At 67.3% G+C, this 19,074-nt stretch carries 19 protein-coding genes; 8 read left to right on the top strand and 11 right to left on the bottom strand.

All coding sequences use genetic code 11. From position 1 onward, the window contains the following. Positions 1-39 precede the first annotated feature (39 nt). Positions 40-711 (top strand): TetR/AcrR family transcriptional regulator, encoded by a 672-nt coding sequence (locus tag ACOQFL_RS02175; protein WP_435542376.1) that lies wholly within the window; start codon positions 40-42, stop codon positions 709-711. Between the two features lie 81 nt (positions 712-792). On the opposite strand, the gene ACOQFL_RS02170 is transcribed toward ACOQFL_RS02175, so the two are convergent. After that, positions 793-1,812 carry an NAD(P)/FAD-dependent oxidoreductase gene (locus ACOQFL_RS02170; protein ID WP_435542375.1) on the bottom strand — a complete coding sequence of 340 codons (1,020 nt, stop codon included), beginning with the start codon at positions 1,810-1,812 and terminating at the stop codon, positions 793-795. Between the two features lie 79 nt (positions 1,813-1,891). Between ACOQFL_RS02170 and ACOQFL_RS02165 the strand changes: the two genes are divergently transcribed. Continuing rightward, positions 1,892-2,482 carry a helix-turn-helix domain-containing protein gene (locus ACOQFL_RS02165; protein WP_435542374.1) on the top strand — a complete coding sequence of 197 codons (591 nt, stop codon included), beginning with the start codon at positions 1,892-1,894 and terminating at the stop codon, positions 2,480-2,482. A 376-nt stretch (positions 2,483-2,858) separates the two neighbouring features. Here ACOQFL_RS02165 and ACOQFL_RS02160 read toward each other — a convergent pair whose 3' ends face one another. Next, complete coding sequence (locus ACOQFL_RS02160; RefSeq protein ID WP_435542373.1) at positions 2,859-3,812, bottom strand: aldo/keto reductase; 954 nt, start codon at positions 3,810-3,812, stop codon at positions 2,859-2,861. Positions 3,813-4,042: 230 nt separating this feature from the next. Further along, positions 4,043-5,836: a proteasome ATPase gene (arc, locus tag ACOQFL_RS02155; protein WP_435542372.1), complete on the bottom strand. Its 1,794-nt coding sequence runs from the start codon at positions 5,834-5,836 to the stop codon at positions 4,043-4,045. A 502-nt stretch (positions 5,837-6,338) separates the two neighbouring features. Between arc and ACOQFL_RS02150 the strand changes: the two genes are divergently transcribed. The 3 genes from ACOQFL_RS02150 (at position 6,339) to ACOQFL_RS02140 (ending at position 8,982) form a co-directional block, all read left to right on the top strand. Beyond that, positions 6,339-7,010, top strand: a complete 672-nt coding sequence (locus ACOQFL_RS02150) for a hypothetical protein (protein WP_435542371.1) — start codon at positions 6,339-6,341, stop codon at positions 7,008-7,010. A gap of 181 nt (positions 7,011-7,191) precedes the next feature. Further along, a complete protein-coding gene (locus ACOQFL_RS02145; protein ID WP_435542370.1) occupies positions 7,192-8,010 on the top strand; it encodes an Rv0361 family membrane protein in 819 nt (272 codons plus the stop codon). A 96-nt stretch (positions 8,011-8,106) separates the two neighbouring features. Continuing rightward, positions 8,107-8,982 (top strand): Rv0361 family membrane protein, encoded by an 876-nt coding sequence (locus ACOQFL_RS02140; RefSeq protein WP_435542369.1) that lies wholly within the window; start codon positions 8,107-8,109, stop codon positions 8,980-8,982. A 79-nt stretch (positions 8,983-9,061) separates the two neighbouring features. On the opposite strand, the gene ACOQFL_RS02135 is transcribed toward ACOQFL_RS02140, so the two are convergent. Continuing rightward, positions 9,062-9,892, bottom strand: a complete 831-nt coding sequence (locus tag ACOQFL_RS02135) for a tRNA (adenine-N1)-methyltransferase (RefSeq protein ID WP_435542368.1) — start codon at positions 9,890-9,892, stop codon at positions 9,062-9,064. A 154-nt stretch (positions 9,893-10,046) separates the two neighbouring features. Next, positions 10,047-11,186, bottom strand: a complete 1,140-nt coding sequence (locus tag ACOQFL_RS02130; RefSeq protein ID WP_435542367.1) for a site-2 protease family protein — start codon at positions 11,184-11,186, stop codon at positions 10,047-10,049. 237 nt (positions 11,187-11,423) lie between these two features. On the opposite strand from ACOQFL_RS02130, the gene ACOQFL_RS02125 reads away from it, so the two are divergent. Beyond that, positions 11,424-12,320 carry a RecB family exonuclease gene (locus ACOQFL_RS02125; protein WP_435542366.1) on the top strand — a complete coding sequence of 299 codons (897 nt, stop codon included), beginning with the start codon at positions 11,424-11,426 and terminating at the stop codon, positions 12,318-12,320. Between the two features lie 100 nt (positions 12,321-12,420). Continuing rightward, positions 12,421-13,206 (top strand): thioesterase family protein, encoded by a 786-nt coding sequence (locus tag ACOQFL_RS02120; protein WP_435542365.1) that lies wholly within the window; start codon positions 12,421-12,423, stop codon positions 13,204-13,206. A gap of 149 nt (positions 13,207-13,355) precedes the next feature. Here ACOQFL_RS02120 and ACOQFL_RS02115 read toward each other — a convergent pair whose 3' ends face one another. The 3 genes from ACOQFL_RS02115 to ACOQFL_RS02105 form a co-directional block, all read right to left on the bottom strand. Beyond that, a complete protein-coding gene (locus ACOQFL_RS02115) occupies positions 13,356-14,204 on the bottom strand; it encodes a VOC family protein (RefSeq protein ID WP_435542364.1) in 849 nt (282 codons plus the stop codon). Positions 14,205-14,585: 381 nt separating this feature from the next. Further along, positions 14,586-14,849: a phosphoribosyl-ATP diphosphatase gene (locus ACOQFL_RS02110; RefSeq protein WP_092928048.1), complete on the bottom strand. Its 264-nt coding sequence runs from the start codon at positions 14,847-14,849 to the stop codon at positions 14,586-14,588. 64 nt (positions 14,850-14,913) lie between these two features. Continuing rightward, entirely contained in the window at positions 14,914-15,630 is a 717-nt protein-coding gene (locus tag ACOQFL_RS02105; protein WP_435542363.1) for an HAD family hydrolase, read from the bottom strand. 215 nt (positions 15,631-15,845) lie between these two features. Here ACOQFL_RS02105 and ACOQFL_RS02100 point away from each other — a divergent pair, with 215 nt between their 5' ends. Beyond that, complete coding sequence (locus tag ACOQFL_RS02100) at positions 15,846-16,757, top strand: PAC2 family protein (protein ID WP_435542362.1); 912 nt, start codon at positions 15,846-15,848, stop codon at positions 16,755-16,757. Between the two features lie 69 nt (positions 16,758-16,826). On the opposite strand, the gene ACOQFL_RS02095 is transcribed toward ACOQFL_RS02100, so the two are convergent. The 3 genes from ACOQFL_RS02095 to ACOQFL_RS02085 form a co-directional block, all read right to left on the bottom strand. Further along, the gene (locus ACOQFL_RS02095) at positions 16,827-18,059 is read right to left on the bottom strand and encodes a styrene monooxygenase/indole monooxygenase family protein (RefSeq protein WP_435542361.1); all 1,233 of its coding nucleotides are present in this window, start codon (positions 18,057-18,059) and stop codon (positions 16,827-16,829) included. Between the two features lie 70 nt (positions 18,060-18,129). After that, positions 18,130-18,726 (bottom strand): GTP-binding protein, encoded by a 597-nt coding sequence (locus ACOQFL_RS02090; protein WP_435542360.1) that lies wholly within the window; start codon positions 18,724-18,726, stop codon positions 18,130-18,132. Further along, positions 18,701-19,072: a DUF742 domain-containing protein gene (locus ACOQFL_RS02085; protein ID WP_435542359.1), complete on the bottom strand. Its 372-nt coding sequence runs from the start codon at positions 19,070-19,072 to the stop codon at positions 18,701-18,703. The genes ACOQFL_RS02090 and ACOQFL_RS02085 overlap by 26 nt, the downstream gene beginning before the upstream one ends. Positions 19,073-19,074: the final 2 nt, after the last annotated feature.

Here is a 19,074-nt window from a genome sequence, read left to right as displayed (position 1 = left end):
TAGAATCGAGTGACCGCCGCCACGAGGAGGAAGTTCAGGATGTCGAGCGAGCAGGAGACGTCCAACGGACGCACCGGACGCCCGCCGCTGACCGAACGCCGCAAGGCGGCGACGCGTATGGACATCGCACGCGAGGCGGTGCGACTGTTCACGAGCAAAGGGGTCGCCGAGACCTCGGCCGATGAGATAGCGGAGGCGGCCGGGTTGTCGGTTCGGACGCTGTGGCGCTACTGCCCGGGGCCGGGCAAGGAAAGCTTCATACGCCCACTGCTGACCCACGGGATCGACGACGTCGCCCGAACGTTGGCCGACTGGGCACCCGGCGAGGCGCTGCCCGACCAACTGCGCGGGCAGGCCGGAACCGACGAGAACACGGACATGGAGACCACGCTGGCGCTGGTCCGACTGACCAAGGACGAACCGGAGATCAGGGCGGTGTGGCTGCAGGCCCACCGGGACGCGGAACCCGCGTTCGCCGCGGGGATCGCCCACCGAACCGGCCGCCGGACCGACGAGCTGAGCGTGAAGACGGAGGCCGCGATGGTCAACACGGCACTGCGGGTGGCCGTGGAGCACACCGCCGAGCACGCTCCCGGGCCGGAGCGGGCCGGTACCCTACTGCGTGCGGCGTTGCGCGAGGTCCTCCCGAGGATCAGCCGGGACGCCCCAGCTGAGGCTGCGGGCAACGCTCTTCCCGGTGCGTCCGCTTAGCACCCACTCGGCCAGCAGGAGCCGTTCCCCGGTGCGGAGCTCTCTCGATTCACGGGACTTCGATTCCCGGACTCTCCCTGCTCACAGGCCGTGGCGGCGCTCGCCCAGCACCGCTTCACACCCACGAGCCTCGGATTCGGCGGAGAACGGGTCCCGGCGGGCGGTGACCGCACGGGCCGTCTCCTCCTCGACCAGGTCGGCGTTGATGCGTGCCGCCGCGGTGGCACCAGCAGCGGCGGCGGGGCCGACCTGGGCCGAGGGATCGGTAACGTTGCCCGCCACCCACACGCCCTCGACCTCGGTGGCACCGGTCCCCTCGGCCGGGACGTACTCACCGATCCCGGACGGATGCTCCACCGCACGCAGTCCGAGCTCGGCCAGGAACGCGGCACGCGCGGTCATCCGTGGCGCGATCGCGAGCACTTCGCGACCGACCACGGTGCCGTCGACGAGTCGTACCCCGGTGATCCCCTGCTCACCGACCTCCAGCGACTCGACCGCACCGTCGACCACCTGGATGCCGCGTGCCGCGAGCCGTTCCGCCTCCTCACCGGTGGGCGTCCGCAGGTTGTGGGAGAAGAACTTGACATCAAAGCTCCACTGCCGGAACAGCAACGCCTGGTGCACCGACATCGGACCGGTGGCCAGCACACCGACGGTCCGGTCCCGAACCTCCCAGCCGTGGCAGTACGGGCAGTGCACCACGTCCGCACCCCAGCGTTCCCGCAACCCGGCCACCTCGGGCAGCTCGTCGACCAGGCCCGTGGTCACCAGCAACCGGAGCGCACGAACGCTTCGGCCGTCGCCGAGGTCCAACACGAACTCCTCGCCGTCACGAGTGACGGCGACGACCTCGCCGGAGACCACGTGGCCGCCGTAATCACGCACCTCCTCCCGACCGCTTTCCAGGAGCTCCCCCGGAGGGACTCCCTCGCGGCCGAGCAGACCGTGCACTCCGGTTGCCGGAGCATTGCGCGGCTCGCCCGAGTCGATCACGACCACCGAGCGCCGCGCCCGCGAGAGCAGCAACGCCCCGTTCAAACCGGCGGCTCCGCCACCGATCACCGCTACCTCGTAGTGCTTACCCGATTCGTCGGTCATTACCACCACCTCCACGACCACCATGCGAATCCACCGGCAACATCTGCAAGTTTTATTGCCGCAATGGCAAACTGGCGGCATGGACGACGACCTCGATCAGACACTCGACACGGTCGGTCCCCGACTACGAGCACTCCGCAGACAGCGCGAAACCACGCTCAACGAGCTGTCGGAGACGACCGGAATCTCGGTGAGTACGCTGTCCCGGCTGGAATCGGGTGAGCGCAGGCCCGCCCTCGAACTACTGCTTCCGCTGGCCAGGGCGCACGGCGTGACGCTCGACGAACTCGTGGACGCCCCGCCCACCGGCGACCCGCGCGTGCACCTGCGGCCGGTCAACCGGCACGGCATGACCATGCTGCCGCTGACCCGCCGCGCGGGCGGCATCCAGGCGTACAAGCTCGTGATCCCGGCGAGCGACCGGCCCGCCGTCCCCGATCCGCAGACCCACGAGGGCTACGAATGGCTCTACGTGCTCAACGGGCGTCTCCGGCTCGTGCTCGGCGAACACGACCTGGAGCTCTCCCCCGGTGAGGCCGCCGAGTTCGACACCCGCACACCGCACTGGTTCGGCTGCGCAGGCTCGGAGTCCGTGGAATTCATCAGCCTGTTCGGCAAGCAGGGCGAGCGCGCCCACCTGCGGGCCCGGCCCCGCAGGGACTCCTCGTAACGTGGCTTTGCCTCTCACCCGGCGACATCATCCTCCCGCGGCGGAACATTCGGGGCACCTCGCCGCGGGTGCCCCGATATCGGGGGCGCCCCCTGCACCGAAACGGCCCGGCGATTTCGTGGGAAATTGACGGAGCTGAGGCCACACCGCCGTGCTGGGGCGTCAATTTCTCGCGAAATCGCGCCGCCCCAGGGGCCGCCGTCGGGAAGCGACCATGCGGTGTGAGCAGCGCGGGTGTCCCCGGTGCGTGAGTCGGATGCATTGCAAGGCCGGGCCGCTCGCCGCGTAGGCCGCTACTCAAGAGCCGGCCCAACACAGCAAGGCGCCGACTCACGTGACGGCTACGCAACCAGCCCCGCAAACCGCCTCACAATCACTAGTGCCAGGGGAGGTCGGAACGTTCTCCCCAGTAGGTGGCCGGATCCCCGGCGACGGCCGCCAGCTCGTCGAGATCACGGCTGCTCAGCGAGACCGATCCCGCGGCCAGGTTGCTGCGCAACTGCCCCACGCTGGCCGCACCGAGCAGCACCGTGTCCGCCCACGGCTGCGCCAGTACGTGCGCGAGGGCGACCGCGTCGGCGCCCGCACCATGCCTGCCCGCCACGGCGGCCAGCGGCTCCGGCGGCCGCGACGCCAGCCTGCCGTTGGCCAGGGTCTCCTTGACCAGCACCCGCCAACCATCCTCGTGAACGTGCGACAGCGCCCTGCCGACCGACGGCTCCAAGGAGTTCCACGTGGCCTGCACAGCACCGAACAACTGCTCCCCACCGACCCGTAGCTCCCAGGCCGCCTCGATCGCGGCGGCTTGGGCCGCTCCGGTCGTGGAGATTCCCAGCAACACTCCGCTGTCCCGCAGCCGGGCGAGTTCCCGCTGCAACTCGGTGTCCTCGAACAGTGGGCTGTCGGTGGTCAACGAGTGCACCTGGTACAGCTTCAGGTAATCTCCCAGCGCTTCCCGGCTGGCGGGCCACTGCTGTCGGAAACGCTCCAGCGAGTGTTCCTTGATCTCGTGGACCTCGGTCTCGATCCGCCATTCGGCGACGTAGGCGTAGCCCCATTTACTGGACACGATCACGTCCTCGTGCCCGCGCTCGCGCAGCCACTCGGCCAGGAACTGCTCGGCACTGCCGTAGGAACGTGCCGTGTCCACCCGACGGATCCCCGCGGCATAGGCCTCGTCCAGCACCTGTCTGGTGCGGGTGCGCATGGCGTCGACGGTGCGGTCCTCCGGCAGCACGTCGACACGCCCCATGTTGATGTAGGCGGGCCTGCCCAGCGCGGCCAATCCGACACCGAAGCGGTCCACCGGACCGGTCGAGGCATCCGTCATGCGCCGTAACCTATCGGCCCCGCGGCGATGACGACACCGGGGATGCCGACCGCGCCGTGACACGGCTACGGGGCGCCACTCGAACGAGTGACGCCCCGGTTGGCCAGTGGTCAGGTTGTGATCAGTGGCCAGGTGTCGGAGAGCGGTTCTCCGACACGGTGACGCGGCTGACCGTCGACCGCTGGTACCGCTGACTGCTGGTACTCGGACGACCGGAGGAACCGGGACGACTACAGGTACTGACCGGTATTGGTGGCGGTGTCGATCGCCCTGCCCGACTCCTGGTTCTTACCGCTGACCAGAGTCCGGATGTAGACGATGCGCTCGCCCTTCTTCCCCGAGATACGTGCCCAGTCGTCCGGGTTGGTGGTGTTGGGCAGATCCTCGTTCTCGGCGAACTCGTCGACGATGGCGTCCTGCAGGTTCTGCACCCGCAAGCCGGGCTGACCCGTGTCGATGGCGGACTTGATCGCCGCCTTCTTGGCACGGTCCACGATGTTCTGAATCATGGCGCCGGAGTTGAAGTCCTTGAAGTACAGGATCTCCTTGTCGCCGTTGGCGTAGGTGACCTCCAGGAAGCGGTTCTCGTCGGTCTCGGCGTACATCCGCTCCACTGTGGTCTGGATCATCGCGTCCACACACGACGGCTGGTCCCCGCCGAACTCCCGCAGGTCCTCCTCGTGGATCGGCAGGTCGCTGGTGAGGTACTTGGAGAAGATGTCCTTGGCCGACTCGGCGTCGGGCCGCTCGATCTTGATCTTGACGTCGAGCCTGCCGGGACGCAGGATCGCCGGATCGATCATGTCCTCCCGGTTGGAGGCACCGATGACGATGACGTTCTCCAGGCCCTCCACACCGTCGATCTCGCTGAGCAGCTGGGGAACGATGGTGGTCTCCACATCGGAGGACACACCGCTGCCCCTGGTGCGGAAGATCGAGTCCATCTCGTCGAAGAACACGATCACCGGTGTCCCCTCGGACGCCTTCTCCCGGGCGCGCTGGAAGATCAGCCGGATGTGGCGCTCGGTTTCGCCCACGAACTTGTTCAGCAGTTCGGGACCCTTGATGTTGAGGAAGTACGACTTGGCCTGACCGTCGTCGTCCCCTCGGGAGGCGGCGACCTTCTTGGCCAGCGAGTTGGCCACCGCCTTGGCGATCAGGGTCTTGCCGCAACCGGGTGGCCCGTACAGCAGCACACCCTTGGGAGGTGCCAGCTTGTACTGGATGTAGAGTTCCGAATGCAGGAACGGCAGCTCGACCGCGTCCCGGATCTCCTCGATCTGGCCGCCGAGGCCACCGATGTCCTGGTAACCGACATCGGGCACCTCCTCCAGCGTGAGATCCTCGACATCGGCCTTGGGAACCGTGTCGTAGGCGTAGCCGACCTTGCTGTCCACCAAAACCGAGTCACCGGACTTCAGACCGGACTCGACCATGGGCGGCGTCAGCCACACCACGCGTTCCTCGTCGCTGTGCCCGGTCACCAGCGCTCGTCGAGGCTGGTCCGTCTCGGCGGTCGGAAGCATCTCACGGAAGGTGCACACCTCGCCGGTACGTTCGAATGTTCCTTCCTCGACCACCGTCAACGCCTCGTTGAGGCGCACCGACTGGCCGAGTTGCAACTCCTCCACATTCACGTTGGGTGACACGGCCACACGCATCTTCCTGCCGGAAGTGAACACGTCGACCGTGCCGTCCTCGTAACGGCTGAGGAAAACGCCGTACCCACTCGGTGGCTGAGCGAGTCGGTCAACTTCCTCGCGCAGCGCGGTCAGCTGGCTCCGCGCTTCCTTGAGGGTTTCGGTGAGTTTGGCGTTCCGTTCGGTGAGTTGACTCACTCTCTCGGATGCCTCGGCCAGCCGCTGCTCCAACAACCGCACCTGTTGCGGGGACTCGTTGAGCCTGTCTCGAAGCGAGGCGACCTCGTCCTCCAGCTCGCGGATCTGCTTGTTCGTTTCCGCACTGCCGCGGGCTCCCTGGCCAACGCCCTCTTCAGGCCGGTTGTCGGGACGGTCGTGCTGCATATCGGCACCCTCCTCCCGTGTTCGTACCACCACGGTACCGGCGATCAACGACAACGCGAGGTCGTCGAATCCCGCTAGACGACCCAGCGTGCCACACGAATCGGCGGCATCACATGAACTGAGCCACTCCGGCATTGTTCCGATTCGTTACGCGGTTCGCCGGATGACCACGGTGCGTTTCGTCCCGTTGGTCCGTTCGGGAGAGAGTTTCCTGGTGGACGCCGATCGCGTGGCTTGTTCGCACACCTGCTGTCGCGATCACCGCACCGCAAGGGGGGCACACGGGCATCCGTGTGGTAACCGATTCGTGACCCCCACACGAGCGTGCGGCCAACGACGGGAGTCCCACAGCACGGGAAGAGCCGAGCCACGGACAACTGTCGAGCACTACCCGACTCCGGGACGGCCTGTTCTGATCTACTTGAGTACCGCTGCTGCTCGAGTACCGCCGCAGGAGTCGTTTCGGAACCGCACGGAAGGGCACGTGCCTCGGGAGGCCCCGATGACCCAGCCGCCACGAAGATCCGGACCCGGCGGACAGGCCCGGCCACCGGAGAACGGAACCGCACACCGGGCCGACCCGTCCGCCTCGTGGCAACACTCCAGCCCGGAACGCCAACCCGTGGGGCAACCGTTGCCCCCGGGGCGTCGGGGCCCACCACCCTCGGAACGGCACGTTCCCGGCACTCCGCCCCCACCTCCGGACTGGGGTGATCCCGCGTTCAACCGCGGTCTACCGGAAAGCGAGTCCCGGGAACCGTTCGAGACCGCTCCGCCGGTCGAACACCGCTCACGACGACGGTGGATACTTCCGGCGCTGCTCGGTGCACTGCTCGCCGGTGTCGCGACGGGCGGCTACTTCCTGTTCCTCACCGGTCCGGACGACCCCCGCCCCGCCGCCGCGAACCTGTTGGACAGAATCAACGACGGCCGATTCGAGACGCTCGAACAGCAACTGTGTTCGGCGAATCGCGCGAAGCTGCTCCGGCAGCTGGAACAGCTCAGCGCGGGCGAGTTCGACCTGAATCTGGGGGAGATCAGTGCACGAGGCGACAGCGCCACGGTCCGGGTCACCGGAACCTACTCGGCGGGCAGTGCGTCCTATGGGGTCGATCAAACGCTTGGCCTGCGATGGGAGGACAGCCGATGGCGACTGTGCGACCTGGCCGGATGAGGACCTCACGGCAGCGCTCTCCCACGAGGCGGCCGGAGCCGACGAACCCGCCCTCCCCGCTCCTCCGGACGGGCCACCCCGTCACCGGCCCGACAACGGCCGATGACGCGGAGGCAACGATTCCGAGACTTTTCCACCCATCCGGCGTGTGATCGCGCAGTATTTCGGATCGAGGAACGACATGACATATCCACAACATCCCGGACAGGGCGATCCCTGGCAGCAGCAGAACCAGGGGCAGCAGGGCGGCTATCCCGGCGGCCAATACCCAGAATCCGGCCAACAACCGGCCTGGGGACAGCAGTACGGCCAGGATCCCTACGGACAGCAACCGGGCGGCCAGTATCCCCAGAGCAGCGGGCAGCCCGCCTGGGGACAGCAATACGGCCAACCCAACCCCTACGCCCAACAGCCCGGCGGACAGTACCCGCAGAGCGGACCGCAGCAAGCCTGGGGCCAGCAACAAACTTGGGGGCAACCGCAACAGGGCTTCCCCGGCGATCCCAACGCCTACCCGCCCCACGCACAACCCGGCGGCCCCTATCCGCCACCCCCGAAGAAATCCAAACTCCCCTGGATCCTCGGCGGTGGCATCGGCGGTGTGCTCGTTCTGGGAGGCGTCGGCACGCTGCTGTTTGTGACCCTGTCAGGCGGCAACGGCCCCGAGGACGTGGTCACCCGATACGAGAAGGCCGCGCAGCAGCAGATTTCCAACCCGCTGGAGCAGCCACCAATGTCGGAGTACGACGAGCTGCTCTGCGAAGAGCAGCGGCAGGCCATGAAGGAAACTCTACGCAACCAAACGGAGCGGACCGCACAACTCGGTGAGCAGGAGCTGTCCGATCTGCGCCGGACAACCGTGACCACGCGGAACGTCGAGCACGACGACAAGAGCGGCACATTCACGGTGCGGATAAGCACGCCCGGTGAGGAACCGATCACCAACGAACTCGACCTGGTCAAGGAGAACGGCGACTGGAAGATCTGCTATCCCTCCTGAATCCGCTCACCGCCGAAACGGCCCGGTATCCCAACGGAGCACGCCGGTGACCGCACCGCTCGGCGAAAAGTACACCCCTTCGAAACGCGAGGAGCGATGACCCACCCTCCGCAGAATCCCGACCCGAACGATCCCCGGCAGCAGCAGAACTGGGGGCAGCAGGGCGGCTATCCCGGCGGCCAATACCCAGAATCCGGCCAACAACCGGCCTGGGGACAGCAGTACGGCCAGGATCCCTACGGACAGCAACCGGGCGGCCAGTATCCCCAGAGCAGCGGGCAGCCCGCGTGGGGACAGCAATACGGCCAACCCAACCCCTACGGACAACAACCCGGCGGACAGTACCCGCAGAGCGGACCGCAGCAAGCCTGGGGCCAGCAACAAACTTGGGGGCAACCGCAACAGGGCTTCCCGGGCGATCCCAACGCCTACCCGCCCTACGCCCAACCCGGCGGCCCATACCCACCGCAGCAGCGGAAGTCCAAGCTCCCGTGGATCCTCGGCGGCACCGGCGGCGGCATCCTGGTGCTGGGCGGCATCATCGTGCTGCTGTTCATGGTGCTGGGCGGCCCCGGCGACCCGAAGGACACGGCGCAGGAGTACGTAAACAAGATCAACGAGAAGGATTTCAAATCGGTTTCCTCACTCACTTGCGAAAAAATAAAAAACAGCGAGGACGGCGACATCTCACAATACGCGGAAAATAATTTCATCGAGACGATGAAAAACAAGGGCGCCACCACGGAACTGGCGAGAAAAATATACGACGGGCTGAGTTTCGACATGAGCCTGGAAGGTGTCACCGAGGAAGCCGACCGGAAAGCCGTTGCCCACGTGACCGGCACGATGACGATAAACCCCGATATCGCGGGGTCCTCGAAAGAGGTAAATGAATACGATCAGAAATTCAACATGATCGTCGAGGACGGCGAGTGGAAGGTGTGCGAGAGCGTGGGATCCTCCACCGGCTGAGCCTCTGGCGCCGCCACCAGGCAAGCGGGACGAATCACCGGCTCTGAGGCCGCGCGAGCACCCGCCCGCGCGGCCACCGTCAGCCCTTGCTCGGCCTGCGGTGCACCCGCAGCGGCGTCACGCCGTCCGCCAGTCTGCGCGCCACCAGCAGAAACGCGGTGTGGGCGACCATGCGGTGCTCGGGGCGCACCGCCATCCCCACCGCGTGCCACGGCCGCAGCAACGTCTCCCAGGACTGCGGTTCGGTCCAGCCCTGCTGCTCGCGCAGCGCCTCGGTGACCGTGGACAGCTGGGTCGTGGTCGCCACGTAGATCACGAGCACACCACCGGGCACGAGAGCGCGGTGCACCGTTTGCAGGGACTCCCACGGCGAGACCATGTCGAGCACGACCCTGTCCACCTCACCACCGTCGTACTCGGTGACGTCGCCGACCCGCAGTGTCCAGTTGTCCGGCCGCTCGCCGAAGAACCGTTCCACGTTGCGCTCCGCGTGGTCGGCGTGGTCCTGGCGCACCTCCCAGGAGTCCACCGATCCGCCGTCACCCACCGCGCGCAGCAGCGAACACGTCAACGCGCCCGATCCGGCACCGGCCTCGAGCACTCGGGCTCCTGGCCGGATGTCGCCCCACATCAGGATCTGCGCGGCGTCCTTGGGGTAGATGACCTGCGCTCCGCGCGGCATGGACAGCACGTAGTCGGACAGCAACGGGCGGACCGCCAGATACGAGGTTCCGCCGTTGGAGCTGACGACCGACCCCTCGTCGCGACCGATGATCTCGTCGTGCGGCAACACACCGTGCTGGGTGTGGTACTCGCCGCCGGACTGCAGCACGATCGTCTTACGCCGTCCCTTGGGATCGGTCAATTGGACGCGGTCTCCCGCCTCGAACGGACCGCTGACGCTGCTCACCTGTGCAAACCTCCCGCGAATGCGTCCACTGGACCGATGCGGACACGGCGGCTCATCCTGCCAGACGCGCCGTGCACCCCTACAGCTGAGCCCCTTGCCGTTGACCCCTACCACCGCGCCCCGGCGGCACGGCGGAGCAACACCTGGCGGTGGGTCAGGACTCCGGCCCGTACCGCCGCGCCGCGTCCCGTACGGCGGTACGGCGCAACACGCCGCAGGGTCTGCCCTCGGAGTCGACCACCAGGAACTGCTCCGCCGAGACGGTGCGCAGTCGGTGCAGCACCTGTTCGGAGGGCTCGTCGCGCAGCAGCACGGTCTCGGGCAGCACCCCTTCGGACGCCCGCTCGGCGGGCTCTCCGGGTGAGGTCGCGGCCAGCTCGGCGGCACGTGACTGCTCCAACAGTCCGACTGCCACCCCGTCGGCGCGCACCAGCACCACGCCGCGGCCCGCGGCGGCCGACAACGCGTCACCCACCGGACTCTCCGCGGGCAGTTGCAGCACGGGCCGCAACAGGTCCTCCAACCCCGTCCCGCTGGGCCAGCGCTCTCCCCGCCCCGCCGTGTACTCCGAGTAGGCCCCGGCGAGCACGAACCAGGCCATCAGCGCGCCCACTGCCAGCCGCAGCCACCGCCCGGGAGCGTCGCCCAGGGCACCACCGAACGCCCACCCGAGCAGTCCGAGTGCGACGACCACCGCCCCCAGCGCCCCCGCGACGGTTCCGCGGTGCCGGTCGGCGGTCAACCGCCAGGTGACCGCACGCAGCATCCTGCCGCCGTCCAGCGGCAGCCCGGGGAGCAGGTTGAACACCCCGACGGCGAGGTTGGCCACGCAGGTCTGCGCCACCAGCAGCCACACCGCACCGTGCGGCTGCAGCGCGAACCAACCGATCCCGGTGAAACCGGCGAGCACCAGCGAAACCACGGGTCCCGCCGCCGCGATCAGCCCCTCCCGGAACGCGGTGGGAGGACTTCGGGCGATCTCGGATATCCCGCCGAGCAGGAACAGCCGTACCCGGCGCACCGGCAGGCCCAGGCGCAGCGCCACGAGACAGTGTCCGAGCTCGTGCAGCAGCACCGAACCGGCCAGGAACACGGTGAACGCCGCCGCGACGAACGCGCTCGCCCATATCCCCGCGTTCGGCAGCAGGCCGCGCACCAGCGGGGTGTAGAGCAGCACGATGAGGACGGCACCCACCCACCAGGACGGGGACAGCAGTACCGGAACCCCGACAACCCGGCAGAGCCGCAGCCCCGCACCGCCGGAACCCGCTCGCCTCTCCTCGGTGGTGGCCATATCAAGCAGCCTAGAATGCCACGGCGACAACGAGCGGATCACGGTGCCGGAAACACGGCGTGGCGTGGCTCTCGGCTTCCTCGCAGCACTGTGCTCGGTGCGAACGCTCCGGTGTGTGGGACCTTCCCGGCCCGCCTTCCCGGCACGGATCCCGCCCGTGCGGAGGGCGGACAGGAATCCCACCACGTGAGCACCTCGGCGAACCGGAACCACGGAGTCCTACTAGGGTTGCCGGTCATGGCGGAATCTGCCCGGAACGAAACAGGCGGCGAGTTCGCGAGTTCCGCGCATGGCGGAACCGGTGGGCGCCGTCCGGCGCTTTCACCGTCCCGTGCGAGCGACTTCAAGCAGTGCCCACTGCTGTACCGATTCCGCGCGGTGGACCGGCTTCCGGAAACCCCCACGAAGGCGCAGGCACGCGGGACCGTGGTGCACTCGGTGTTGGAACGGCTGTTCCAGCTGCCCGCCAATCGTCGGGACCGTGCCACGGCCGCCGAACTCCTCACACCCGCTTGGCGAGAATTGCGTACCGAGCAGCCCGAGTTGGCCGAGCTGTTCGCCGACGAGCACGAGCTGACCGAGTGGCTGGACTCTACCGGCGGGCTGCTCGAGTCGTACTTCGAGCTGGAGGACCCGCGGCGGCTCGACCCCGAGGCGTGCGAGATGCGGGTGGAAACCGAACTGGACAGCGGCGTACTGCTGCGGGGGTTCATCGACCGGGTCGATGTCGCCCCCACCGGGGAGGTGCGGCTGGTCGACTACAAGACCGGTTCCGCGCCCCGACAGGTCGGTGAGAACAAGGCGCTGTTCCAGATGAAGTTCTACGCCCTGGTGTTGTGGCGAGCCCGAGGGGAGTTGCCCCGGCAGCTGCTGCTGATGTATCTGAAGGACCAGCAGTCGTTGGCCTACACGCCCGAAGAGGCGGAGCTGCGTCGGTTCGAACGGACGCTGGAGGCCATCTGGCAGGCCATCCTGCGCGCGGGACGCAGCGGCGACTTCCGCCCCACCCCGTCCCGGTTGTGCGACTTCTGCGACTTCAAACCGCTGTGCCCCGCCCACGGTGGGACGCCCCCGCCCTATCCCGGTTGGCCGGAAGCGGCACAGCGAACCGCCTCTGCCGAACACGGCGCCTGAACTCCGACAACGGTCCACACGAGGACGAGTGCCGTGCGGAAGGGACCACACGGCGGCACTGATCACCCTGCGGAATGACGAAACGGTGAAGGGAACCGCATTGGCAGCGACGGAGGAAGTGTTCTACGAACAGCTCGACCACGGTGTTTTCCGCGCCACGGAGCACACCGTAGGACCGTGGTCGGACAAGGCCCAGCACCTGGGGCCGGTGGCGGCGCTGCTGGTGCGCGGCATCGAGTGCTGTGAACCCGACGAACGCCGCTCCGTCCGCAGGGTGAGTGTGGACGTGCTCGGACCGGTTCCGGTGGACGAGGTGACTGTACGAGCGGAGGTAGCACGTCCGGGGCGTTCCGTGGAGCTGGTAACCGCCGAGATCGCGGCCTCGGGCCGGATCGCGGCCACCGCCCGGGCCTGGCGGATGCTGCGCTCCGACACCGCCGACGTGGCCCGCGACGACGCGCGGCGACTCGCGGATCCGGCCGAGTGCCCCCCGATGCCGTTACCGGCCGGTTGGGCGGGCGGTTACGCCAACGCACTGGAATGGCGCACGGCGAACGCAGCGGCTCCGGAACCGGGTCACGCGGAGGTGTGGGCGAGGCAGCGCATGCCGCTGGTGGCAGGCGAGGAACCGAGCCCGTTGCAGCGACTGTTCGCCGTGGCCGACTGCGCCAGCGGCGTATCGAGCAGTCTCCCGTTCGAGCAGTGGGCGTTCGCCAACACCGACCTCACCGTGCACCTGGCCCGGGAACCGCATGGCGAGTGGGTCGGTCTCGACGCGCGCATGACACTCGGTCCGGACGGCGCGGGGCTGACCCGGACCACGCTGCACGACGCGGCGGGCCCCGTCGGCCAGAGCGCGCAGGCGCTGCTTCCCACCAGACTCTGAGCTTTCCGCCCGACTTCGACGGGGAGCACGAACACCGCTCCTCCGCTCCCGAGTGTGTTTCCGAGCGCCAGGCCCGACGTCGTGCCTGGCGCTCGGCGTCGGCCCCCGCGCGGTGAGCAGCGCTCGGCGGCCGGAGCGGGCAAACTCGTTCAGTCCTCGTAGGGGTCGTAGTTGCCGGGAATCCCGTGGCCGCGGGACGCCTCCGAAGCGTCCACCAGCGCGAACCTCGCCCCGGTGGGATCACGCAGCACGGCCATTCTGCCCAGGGACGAGTCGTAAGGGTTGGCCCGCACCCTGCCGTGGGCGGCGATGGCACGGCGGACCGTCTCGTCGGTGCCGATGTTCGAGTCGACTCCGAGATAGATCAACCAGTGCGGCTCGGTCTCGCCGTTGATGTGATCCCGGAGCATGCTGACGCGGGCCATCACCGACTCCTCGCCCAGATACCAGACCGAGTAGTCGAGCTGGTTCTCGGTGCCGAACTGCGTGGCGGTGTAACCGAACAGCTCCTGGAAGAACAGATCGGCCGTCTGCGCCTTGATGGTGAGCAGTTCCGCCCACATGAGGGTGGCGGGCAGCCCCACGTCGAACTGCCAGGAGTCCTCCGGTTCGAGCAGTCCGAACTCGACCTCGGAGGGATCGGTGAGCACGGCCTTGGTGCCGATACCGTTGAGATGTCCGGGCGGCACGGTCACGCTGGCACCGTTGCTCTCGGCCTGTTCGCAGGCCGTTCGACAGTCCCCTGTGGCCAGGAACAACCGCCAACCGGCCACGTCCTCACCCGCGGTTTGCAGGCTCGCGACGGGAAAACCGTCGTGCGTGGCGATCAGGTGTTCCCTACCGTCCGATGCCTGGCGCTTTTCGTACCGCCAGCCGAACAGTGCCGTGTAGAACTCGCATGCCCGGTCGAGATCCGGAGTTACCAACTCGATCCAGCAGGGCATCCCCGCGTACAGCTGCCATTTCGGCGGCGCGGAGTCCACCGGGACCACACCCATGGGCCCTCCCGCTAGTACTTGGCGTCTTCCGGCCATCATTATCCGCCACGACGCGCGCTGTATGTGCCGTTCGAATCACGATCCGATCACCCCTCCGGAACGCGAAACCGCCGGGCCGGGGCGGTGGTGTGGCCGGGGCGGCCTCAATTTCTCGCGAAATCACCGCGCCGCTACAACGCAGAGCCGAACTCCTACCACTCCCGCGGGCCGAGCTCCTGCCGCTCATGCGGTCGGCACCGCCGCGGGTTCTCCCGTGCGGCTCTCGCGAGGAAGACCCGACGTTGTGTAGGTCGCTACCCGATGTCGGGTCTCCCCGGAGCGAGAGCCGTGCGAGAGGTTTCGCCACCCGAGCACCCTCGCCACCCGGGCGGGAAACCTCGATCACAAATAACGGTAAACGTCTTCGGGGGAAAGCCCCCGCGCGAGCAGGATCACCTGCAACCGGTAGAGCAGCTGGGAGGCTTCCTCGGCGAGTTGCTCGTCGGACTCGTGTTCGGCGGCCAACCAGACTTCTCCCGCCTCCTCCAGGACTTTCTTGCCCTGGGAGTGGATCCCCGCGTCGAGGGCGGCGACAGTGGCGGATCCCTCGGGTCGGCTGTGCGCACGCTGCTGAAGCTGACTGAACAGCTCGTCGAAGGTCTTCACGACCGGTGATCCTTGCATCCCGCCGCGCTCGGCCGAACACCGCCCGGCGCCGGACGCGACGAGTTCAGCCGCCGCGCTGCAACGTACCGAGCTCAGCGGTGTCGAGTCCTTCCAGGGAATCCCGGACGGTGCATCCCAGTTCGGGCGCCAGTGGGACCTCACAACTCACCCCGAGCACCGCGCACCCCGCCGACACGGCAGAGCTCACACCAGTGGGGGAATCCTCGATGGCGACGCAGTGAGCCGGGTCGACCCCCAGTTCGCGACACGCGCGCAGGTAGGGCTCCGGATCGGGCTTGTTGTAACCGTCCACCTCGTCGCCGCAGACGGTCGCGTCGAACATCTCGGCACCGATGGTTCGCAGCGCGATGTCGGTCAGCGAACGTATGGTGGAGGTCACCAGCGCGACCGGCACACCGTCGGTACTGACCCGGCGCAGTGCCTGTTCGGCGCCGGGACGCCAGGTGAGATCGTTGGCGAGCATCTCCGCCATCCGCTCGATCACCTGTTGCCCCGCCGCCTCGATGTCGGCCGGGCCGGTGGACATGCCGATGTCGGTGAGCAGCAACCGCATGCTGCGGGACATGTTCGAACCAACCATGCTCGCACGCGCGGCATCGCTGATCTCGGCACCGTTGGCCGCCGCGTAGTCGTCCATGGCGACCGTCCAGAGCTTTTCGGAATCGACCAGGGTGCCGTCCATGTCGAAGAGCACGGCGGCGGGGAACTCCGGGGCAGCAGGCCGAGGGGACGCGGCGGCGCGAGGATCGGTTTCGGTCATCGAAGCGGACCCCCCGCCCGCTCCCGGGACCAGGCTCCGGGACGGCCCGGGCAGGACGACCGTCGAAGATCGTTACACATGCGTCCAGCTTACTGGCTCGTTCACGGTGCGCAGTACGCGATGTGAGCACAGCCACGAGGGCGGTTACCGAGCGGCTACAGCCCTCGGCATCAATCATCTCCGACAGCGCACGAGGTGGGTAGTACCCTCGCCGTGTGTCCGTACCTGCCCCACCTGCCGGTTTCACCCTCGAGGACAGCATCGTAATCTGTGCCTTCGAGGGATGGAACGACGGCGGCGACGCCGCCAGTACAGCCGTGGAACACCTCCAGCTCACCTGGGACGCTACCAGCTGGACGGAGATCGATCCGGATCCCTACTACGACTTTCAGGTGTCCCGGCCCACCGTCAAGCTGGTCGACGGTGTGACGCGAGAAGTCTCCTGGCCGACCACGAGGCTCTCGGTGTGCCGCCCACCCGGTTGCAGCAGGGACGTGGTGTTGATACACGGCATCGAACCGAACATGCGTTGGAACGCGTTCTGTTCCGAACTGCTGTCCCACATCGAGCAAGCGGGCGCCAGTACCGTGGTCAGTCTCGGGGCGCTGCTGGCCGACGCCCCGCACACACGGCCGATCCCGGTGACCGGCAGCGCCTACGACGCCGAGTCCGCGAGCCGGTTCGGCCTGGAGCGTTCCCGCTACGAGGGCCCCACCGGCATCCTCGGCATCTTCCAGGACGCCTGCGTGCAGGCCGGCATCCCGGCTATCTCGTTCTGGGCCGCGGTGCCGCACTACGTTTCGCAACCACCCTCGCCGAAGGCCACCCTGGCGCTGCTGCACCGCGTGGAGGAGGCGCTGGACCTGGAGGTCCCGCTCAACAACCTCCCCGAGCAGGCGGAGGAGTGGGAGAACACCGTCAGCGAGATGGCCGAGGAGGACGAGGACGTCCGCAACTACGTGCGGGCGTTGGAGGAGCGTGGTGACGCCGAGAACACGCTGAGTGAGACCAGCGGTGAGACGATCGCGGCGGAGTTCGAGCGTTACCTGCGCCGCAGGGGCCCCGGTGGCCCCGGGGAGGGTGGAGGACGCGGTAAAGGACCCACCGGGCCCGGCAAGAATCCTTAGCCGGATCCGGGCCGCGTGCTCGGCCGGGTGAGGACCCGGCCGAGCCGTCGCATCGGGCGCGGAGACCGCTCAGCCGTCGACCTCGCGCAGGTACTGCTCCGCCAGTTCCGGATCGAGGAACCAGTTGCCGAAATCGGCCGGATCGTCGAATCCGTTGACGAAGCGCCTGCGGATGGTCGCGTTGTGCTCGGCACGGGAGAAGATGTCGAGCACGTGCGCGGGCGGCGGCTGCAACATCGCGTTGGTCCAGGTCGTAACGGGCTCGACTTCGGACCAGTAGCGTTCGAAGGTTCGCCTCATCCAGTCCCTGTCGAACGGTTCGTCACCCCGCTCCAGGATGCTCTCGAGGTAGGACGCGGCGCACTTGCTCGCGTTGTTGGAGCCCTGACCGGTGATGGGATCGTTGGCCACCACGACGTCGGCCATACCGAGAACGACGCCGCCCGAGGGCAGTTCGCCCACCGGGTGACGCACCACCGGTGCGTAACCGCCGGAAAGAGTGGCCTGCGAGTCGGTGAGCTCGGCGTGCTTGAAGCGCTCGTACTCCCAGGGGATGTACTGCCGCATCAGCTCCAACATGCGCTTCCAGTGCTCGCCCGGAGCGGGCCTGTCCGACCAGCAGTCCAACGGACCACCCGGTATGCCCTCGAAGAACGGGATCTCACACGGCCCGCTCAACGTAAGGCCGGGGATGACGAACAGCTCGCCGACACCGGGGACCACGTTGAACCGCACCGCGTCCATGTCCGGGTGCTCCGGCCTGCGATCCGCACCGTGGACATAGCTGACCGACAGCATCCGCTGCGGGGTGTTGTAGGGCGAGCGATCGGGATCGCGTCCGAACAGCTGGACCAGTTCGCCCTTGCCCGCCGCGACGAGCACCAGTTCGTAGTGCCTGGTCAGCGAGTCCAGATCCGAGGTGGTCACCCCGTGGAAGATGACCTTGCCGCCGTTGTCCTCGAACAGCTCCAACCAGCCTGCCATCTTGACACGCTGGTCGACCGACTGACCGTAGTTGTCCAGCATGCCGACCCAGTCCAGCGCCCTGGCGCCGTCCTCGGCCGCGATGGAGACACCCAACCCCTGGATCCGCGGTGCGCGTCCCTCCCACAGGTTGAGCTTGTAGTCCCGTTCGTGCTGTAACGCGGTGTGGAACATGGCCTGTGTCGACATGACACGGCCACCACGGATCTCCTCCGGCGTTCGCGCGGACATGATCGTGACGTCATAGCCGTGTTCCAGCAGGCACAGACCGGTCTGCAAACCGGCCTGACCGGCTCCGACTATGAGGATCTTGCGCATCGCATCCTTCCTTTCACCCGACGAGACCCTTCCACGACGACGCCGGTCCCCCGCGGGACACGGCGACAGATCACGCGGCGCCGTGTGTCACGTTCAACCGCATCGTGTGGGTAACCAGCGTCCGTAAAGCATCTACAGTGGACAATGAATCACGTGCGTCGCAGGTGATCAATGGAACGTCCGGAGCGATCGCGAGCGCCTCGCGGATCTCCTCCAGCTCGTGGGTCAACGTTCCCTCGAAGAGGTTGACTGCCACTACGAACGGGATGTCCGAGTCGTGCTCGAAGTAGTTGATCGCGGCGAACGACTCCGCTATCCGTCTGGTGTCGACCAGCACGACCGCGCCCAACGCGCCTCTGGCCAGGTCGTCCCAGAGGAACCAGAAACGGGACTGACCGGGGGTCCCGAACAGGTAGAGCATCAGGTCCGGGTGCAACTGAATACGCCCGAAATCCATCGCCACGGTGGTGGTCGTCTTCTCCCCGGCGGGATCGAGATCGTCCACGCCCTCGCTGGCCTCGGTCATCCACGCCTCGGTATTCAAGGGAGCGACCTCGGACACCGACGATACGAATGTGGTCTTGCCGACTCCGAATCCACCCGCGACCACGATCTTCGCCGAGAGCATCAGCTCGGACTGGTCACGCGGAGAGCTTGTTGAGGCCATCGAGAATCCTCTCGAGGATATTGTGATCGTAACTGTAAGCCTGTCCGGTGGGATGAATGACGATCGCCCCTTCCGTCGCCAAGTCGCTGACCAGCACTCGAATCACCCCGAGCGGGATGTTCAGCGAGGCGGAGAGTTCGGCCAGCGATATCGGCCGTCGGGCGTGTTCGTAAACCGACCGGGATTCCGGGAGCAGCTTTTCGGCGACCTCGGTGTCGTAGTCGGACACCGAAATCATCGTTTCCACGAGAAGCTGGTGCCGGGTTCGGGTCCGTCCGTGCGTGAGCGCGTAGGGCCGCACCCGGCTACTGCGGCTTTCCCGCTGGTTCTGTGAATGTGTGACCATGG

The sequence above is a fragment of the Actinopolyspora sabaoui genome (genome assembly GCF_051225635.1).
Taxonomy (GTDB): domain Bacteria; phylum Actinomycetota; class Actinomycetes; order Mycobacteriales; family Pseudonocardiaceae; genus Actinopolyspora.
This window is presented reverse-complemented; position numbering and strand designations above follow the sequence as displayed.

What these genes read in the sequence shown, in the direction of transcription:
- ACOQFL_RS02175 (WP_435542376.1), top strand. Translation starts at nt 40, where the DNA reads ATGTCGAGCGAGCAGGAGACGTCCAACGGACGCACCGGACGCCCGCCG.
- ACOQFL_RS02170 (WP_435542375.1), bottom strand. Translation starts at nt 1,812, where the DNA reads ATGACCGACGAATCGGGTAAGCACTACGAGGTAGCGGTGATCGGTGGC.
- ACOQFL_RS02165 (WP_435542374.1), top strand. Translation starts at nt 1,892, where the DNA reads ATGGACGACGACCTCGATCAGACACTCGACACGGTCGGTCCCCGACTA.
- ACOQFL_RS02160 (WP_435542373.1), bottom strand. Translation starts at nt 3,812, where the DNA reads ATGACGGATGCCTCGACCGGTCCGGTGGACCGCTTCGGTGTCGGATTG.
- arc (WP_435542372.1), bottom strand. Translation starts at nt 5,836, where the DNA reads ATGCAGCACGACCGTCCCGACAACCGGCCTGAAGAGGGCGTTGGCCAG.
- ACOQFL_RS02150 (WP_435542371.1), top strand. Translation starts at nt 6,339, where the DNA reads ATGACCCAGCCGCCACGAAGATCCGGACCCGGCGGACAGGCCCGGCCA.
- ACOQFL_RS02145 (WP_435542370.1), top strand. Translation starts at nt 7,192, where the DNA reads ATGACATATCCACAACATCCCGGACAGGGCGATCCCTGGCAGCAGCAG.
- ACOQFL_RS02140 (WP_435542369.1), top strand. Translation starts at nt 8,107, where the DNA reads ATGACCCACCCTCCGCAGAATCCCGACCCGAACGATCCCCGGCAGCAG.
- ACOQFL_RS02130 (WP_435542367.1), bottom strand. Translation starts at nt 11,186, where the DNA reads ATGGCCACCACCGAGGAGAGGCGAGCGGGTTCCGGCGGTGCGGGGCTG.
- ACOQFL_RS02125 (WP_435542366.1), top strand. Translation starts at nt 11,424, where the DNA reads ATGGCGGAATCTGCCCGGAACGAAACAGGCGGCGAGTTCGCGAGTTCC.
- ACOQFL_RS02115 (WP_435542364.1), bottom strand. Translation starts at nt 14,204, where the DNA reads ATGGGTGTGGTCCCGGTGGACTCCGCGCCGCCGAAATGGCAGCTGTAC.
- ACOQFL_RS02105 (WP_435542363.1), bottom strand. Translation starts at nt 15,630, where the DNA reads ATGACCGAAACCGATCCTCGCGCCGCCGCGTCCCCTCGGCCTGCTGCC.
- ACOQFL_RS02095 (WP_435542361.1), bottom strand. Translation starts at nt 18,059, where the DNA reads ATGCGCAAGATCCTCATAGTCGGAGCCGGTCAGGCCGGTTTGCAGACC.
- ACOQFL_RS02090 (WP_435542360.1), bottom strand. Translation starts at nt 18,726, where the DNA reads ATGGCCTCAACAAGCTCTCCGCGTGACCAGTCCGAGCTGATGCTCTCG.
- ACOQFL_RS02085 (WP_435542359.1), bottom strand. Translation starts at nt 19,072, where the DNA reads ATGGTCACACATTCACAGAACCAGCGGGAAAGCCGCAGTAGCCGGGTG.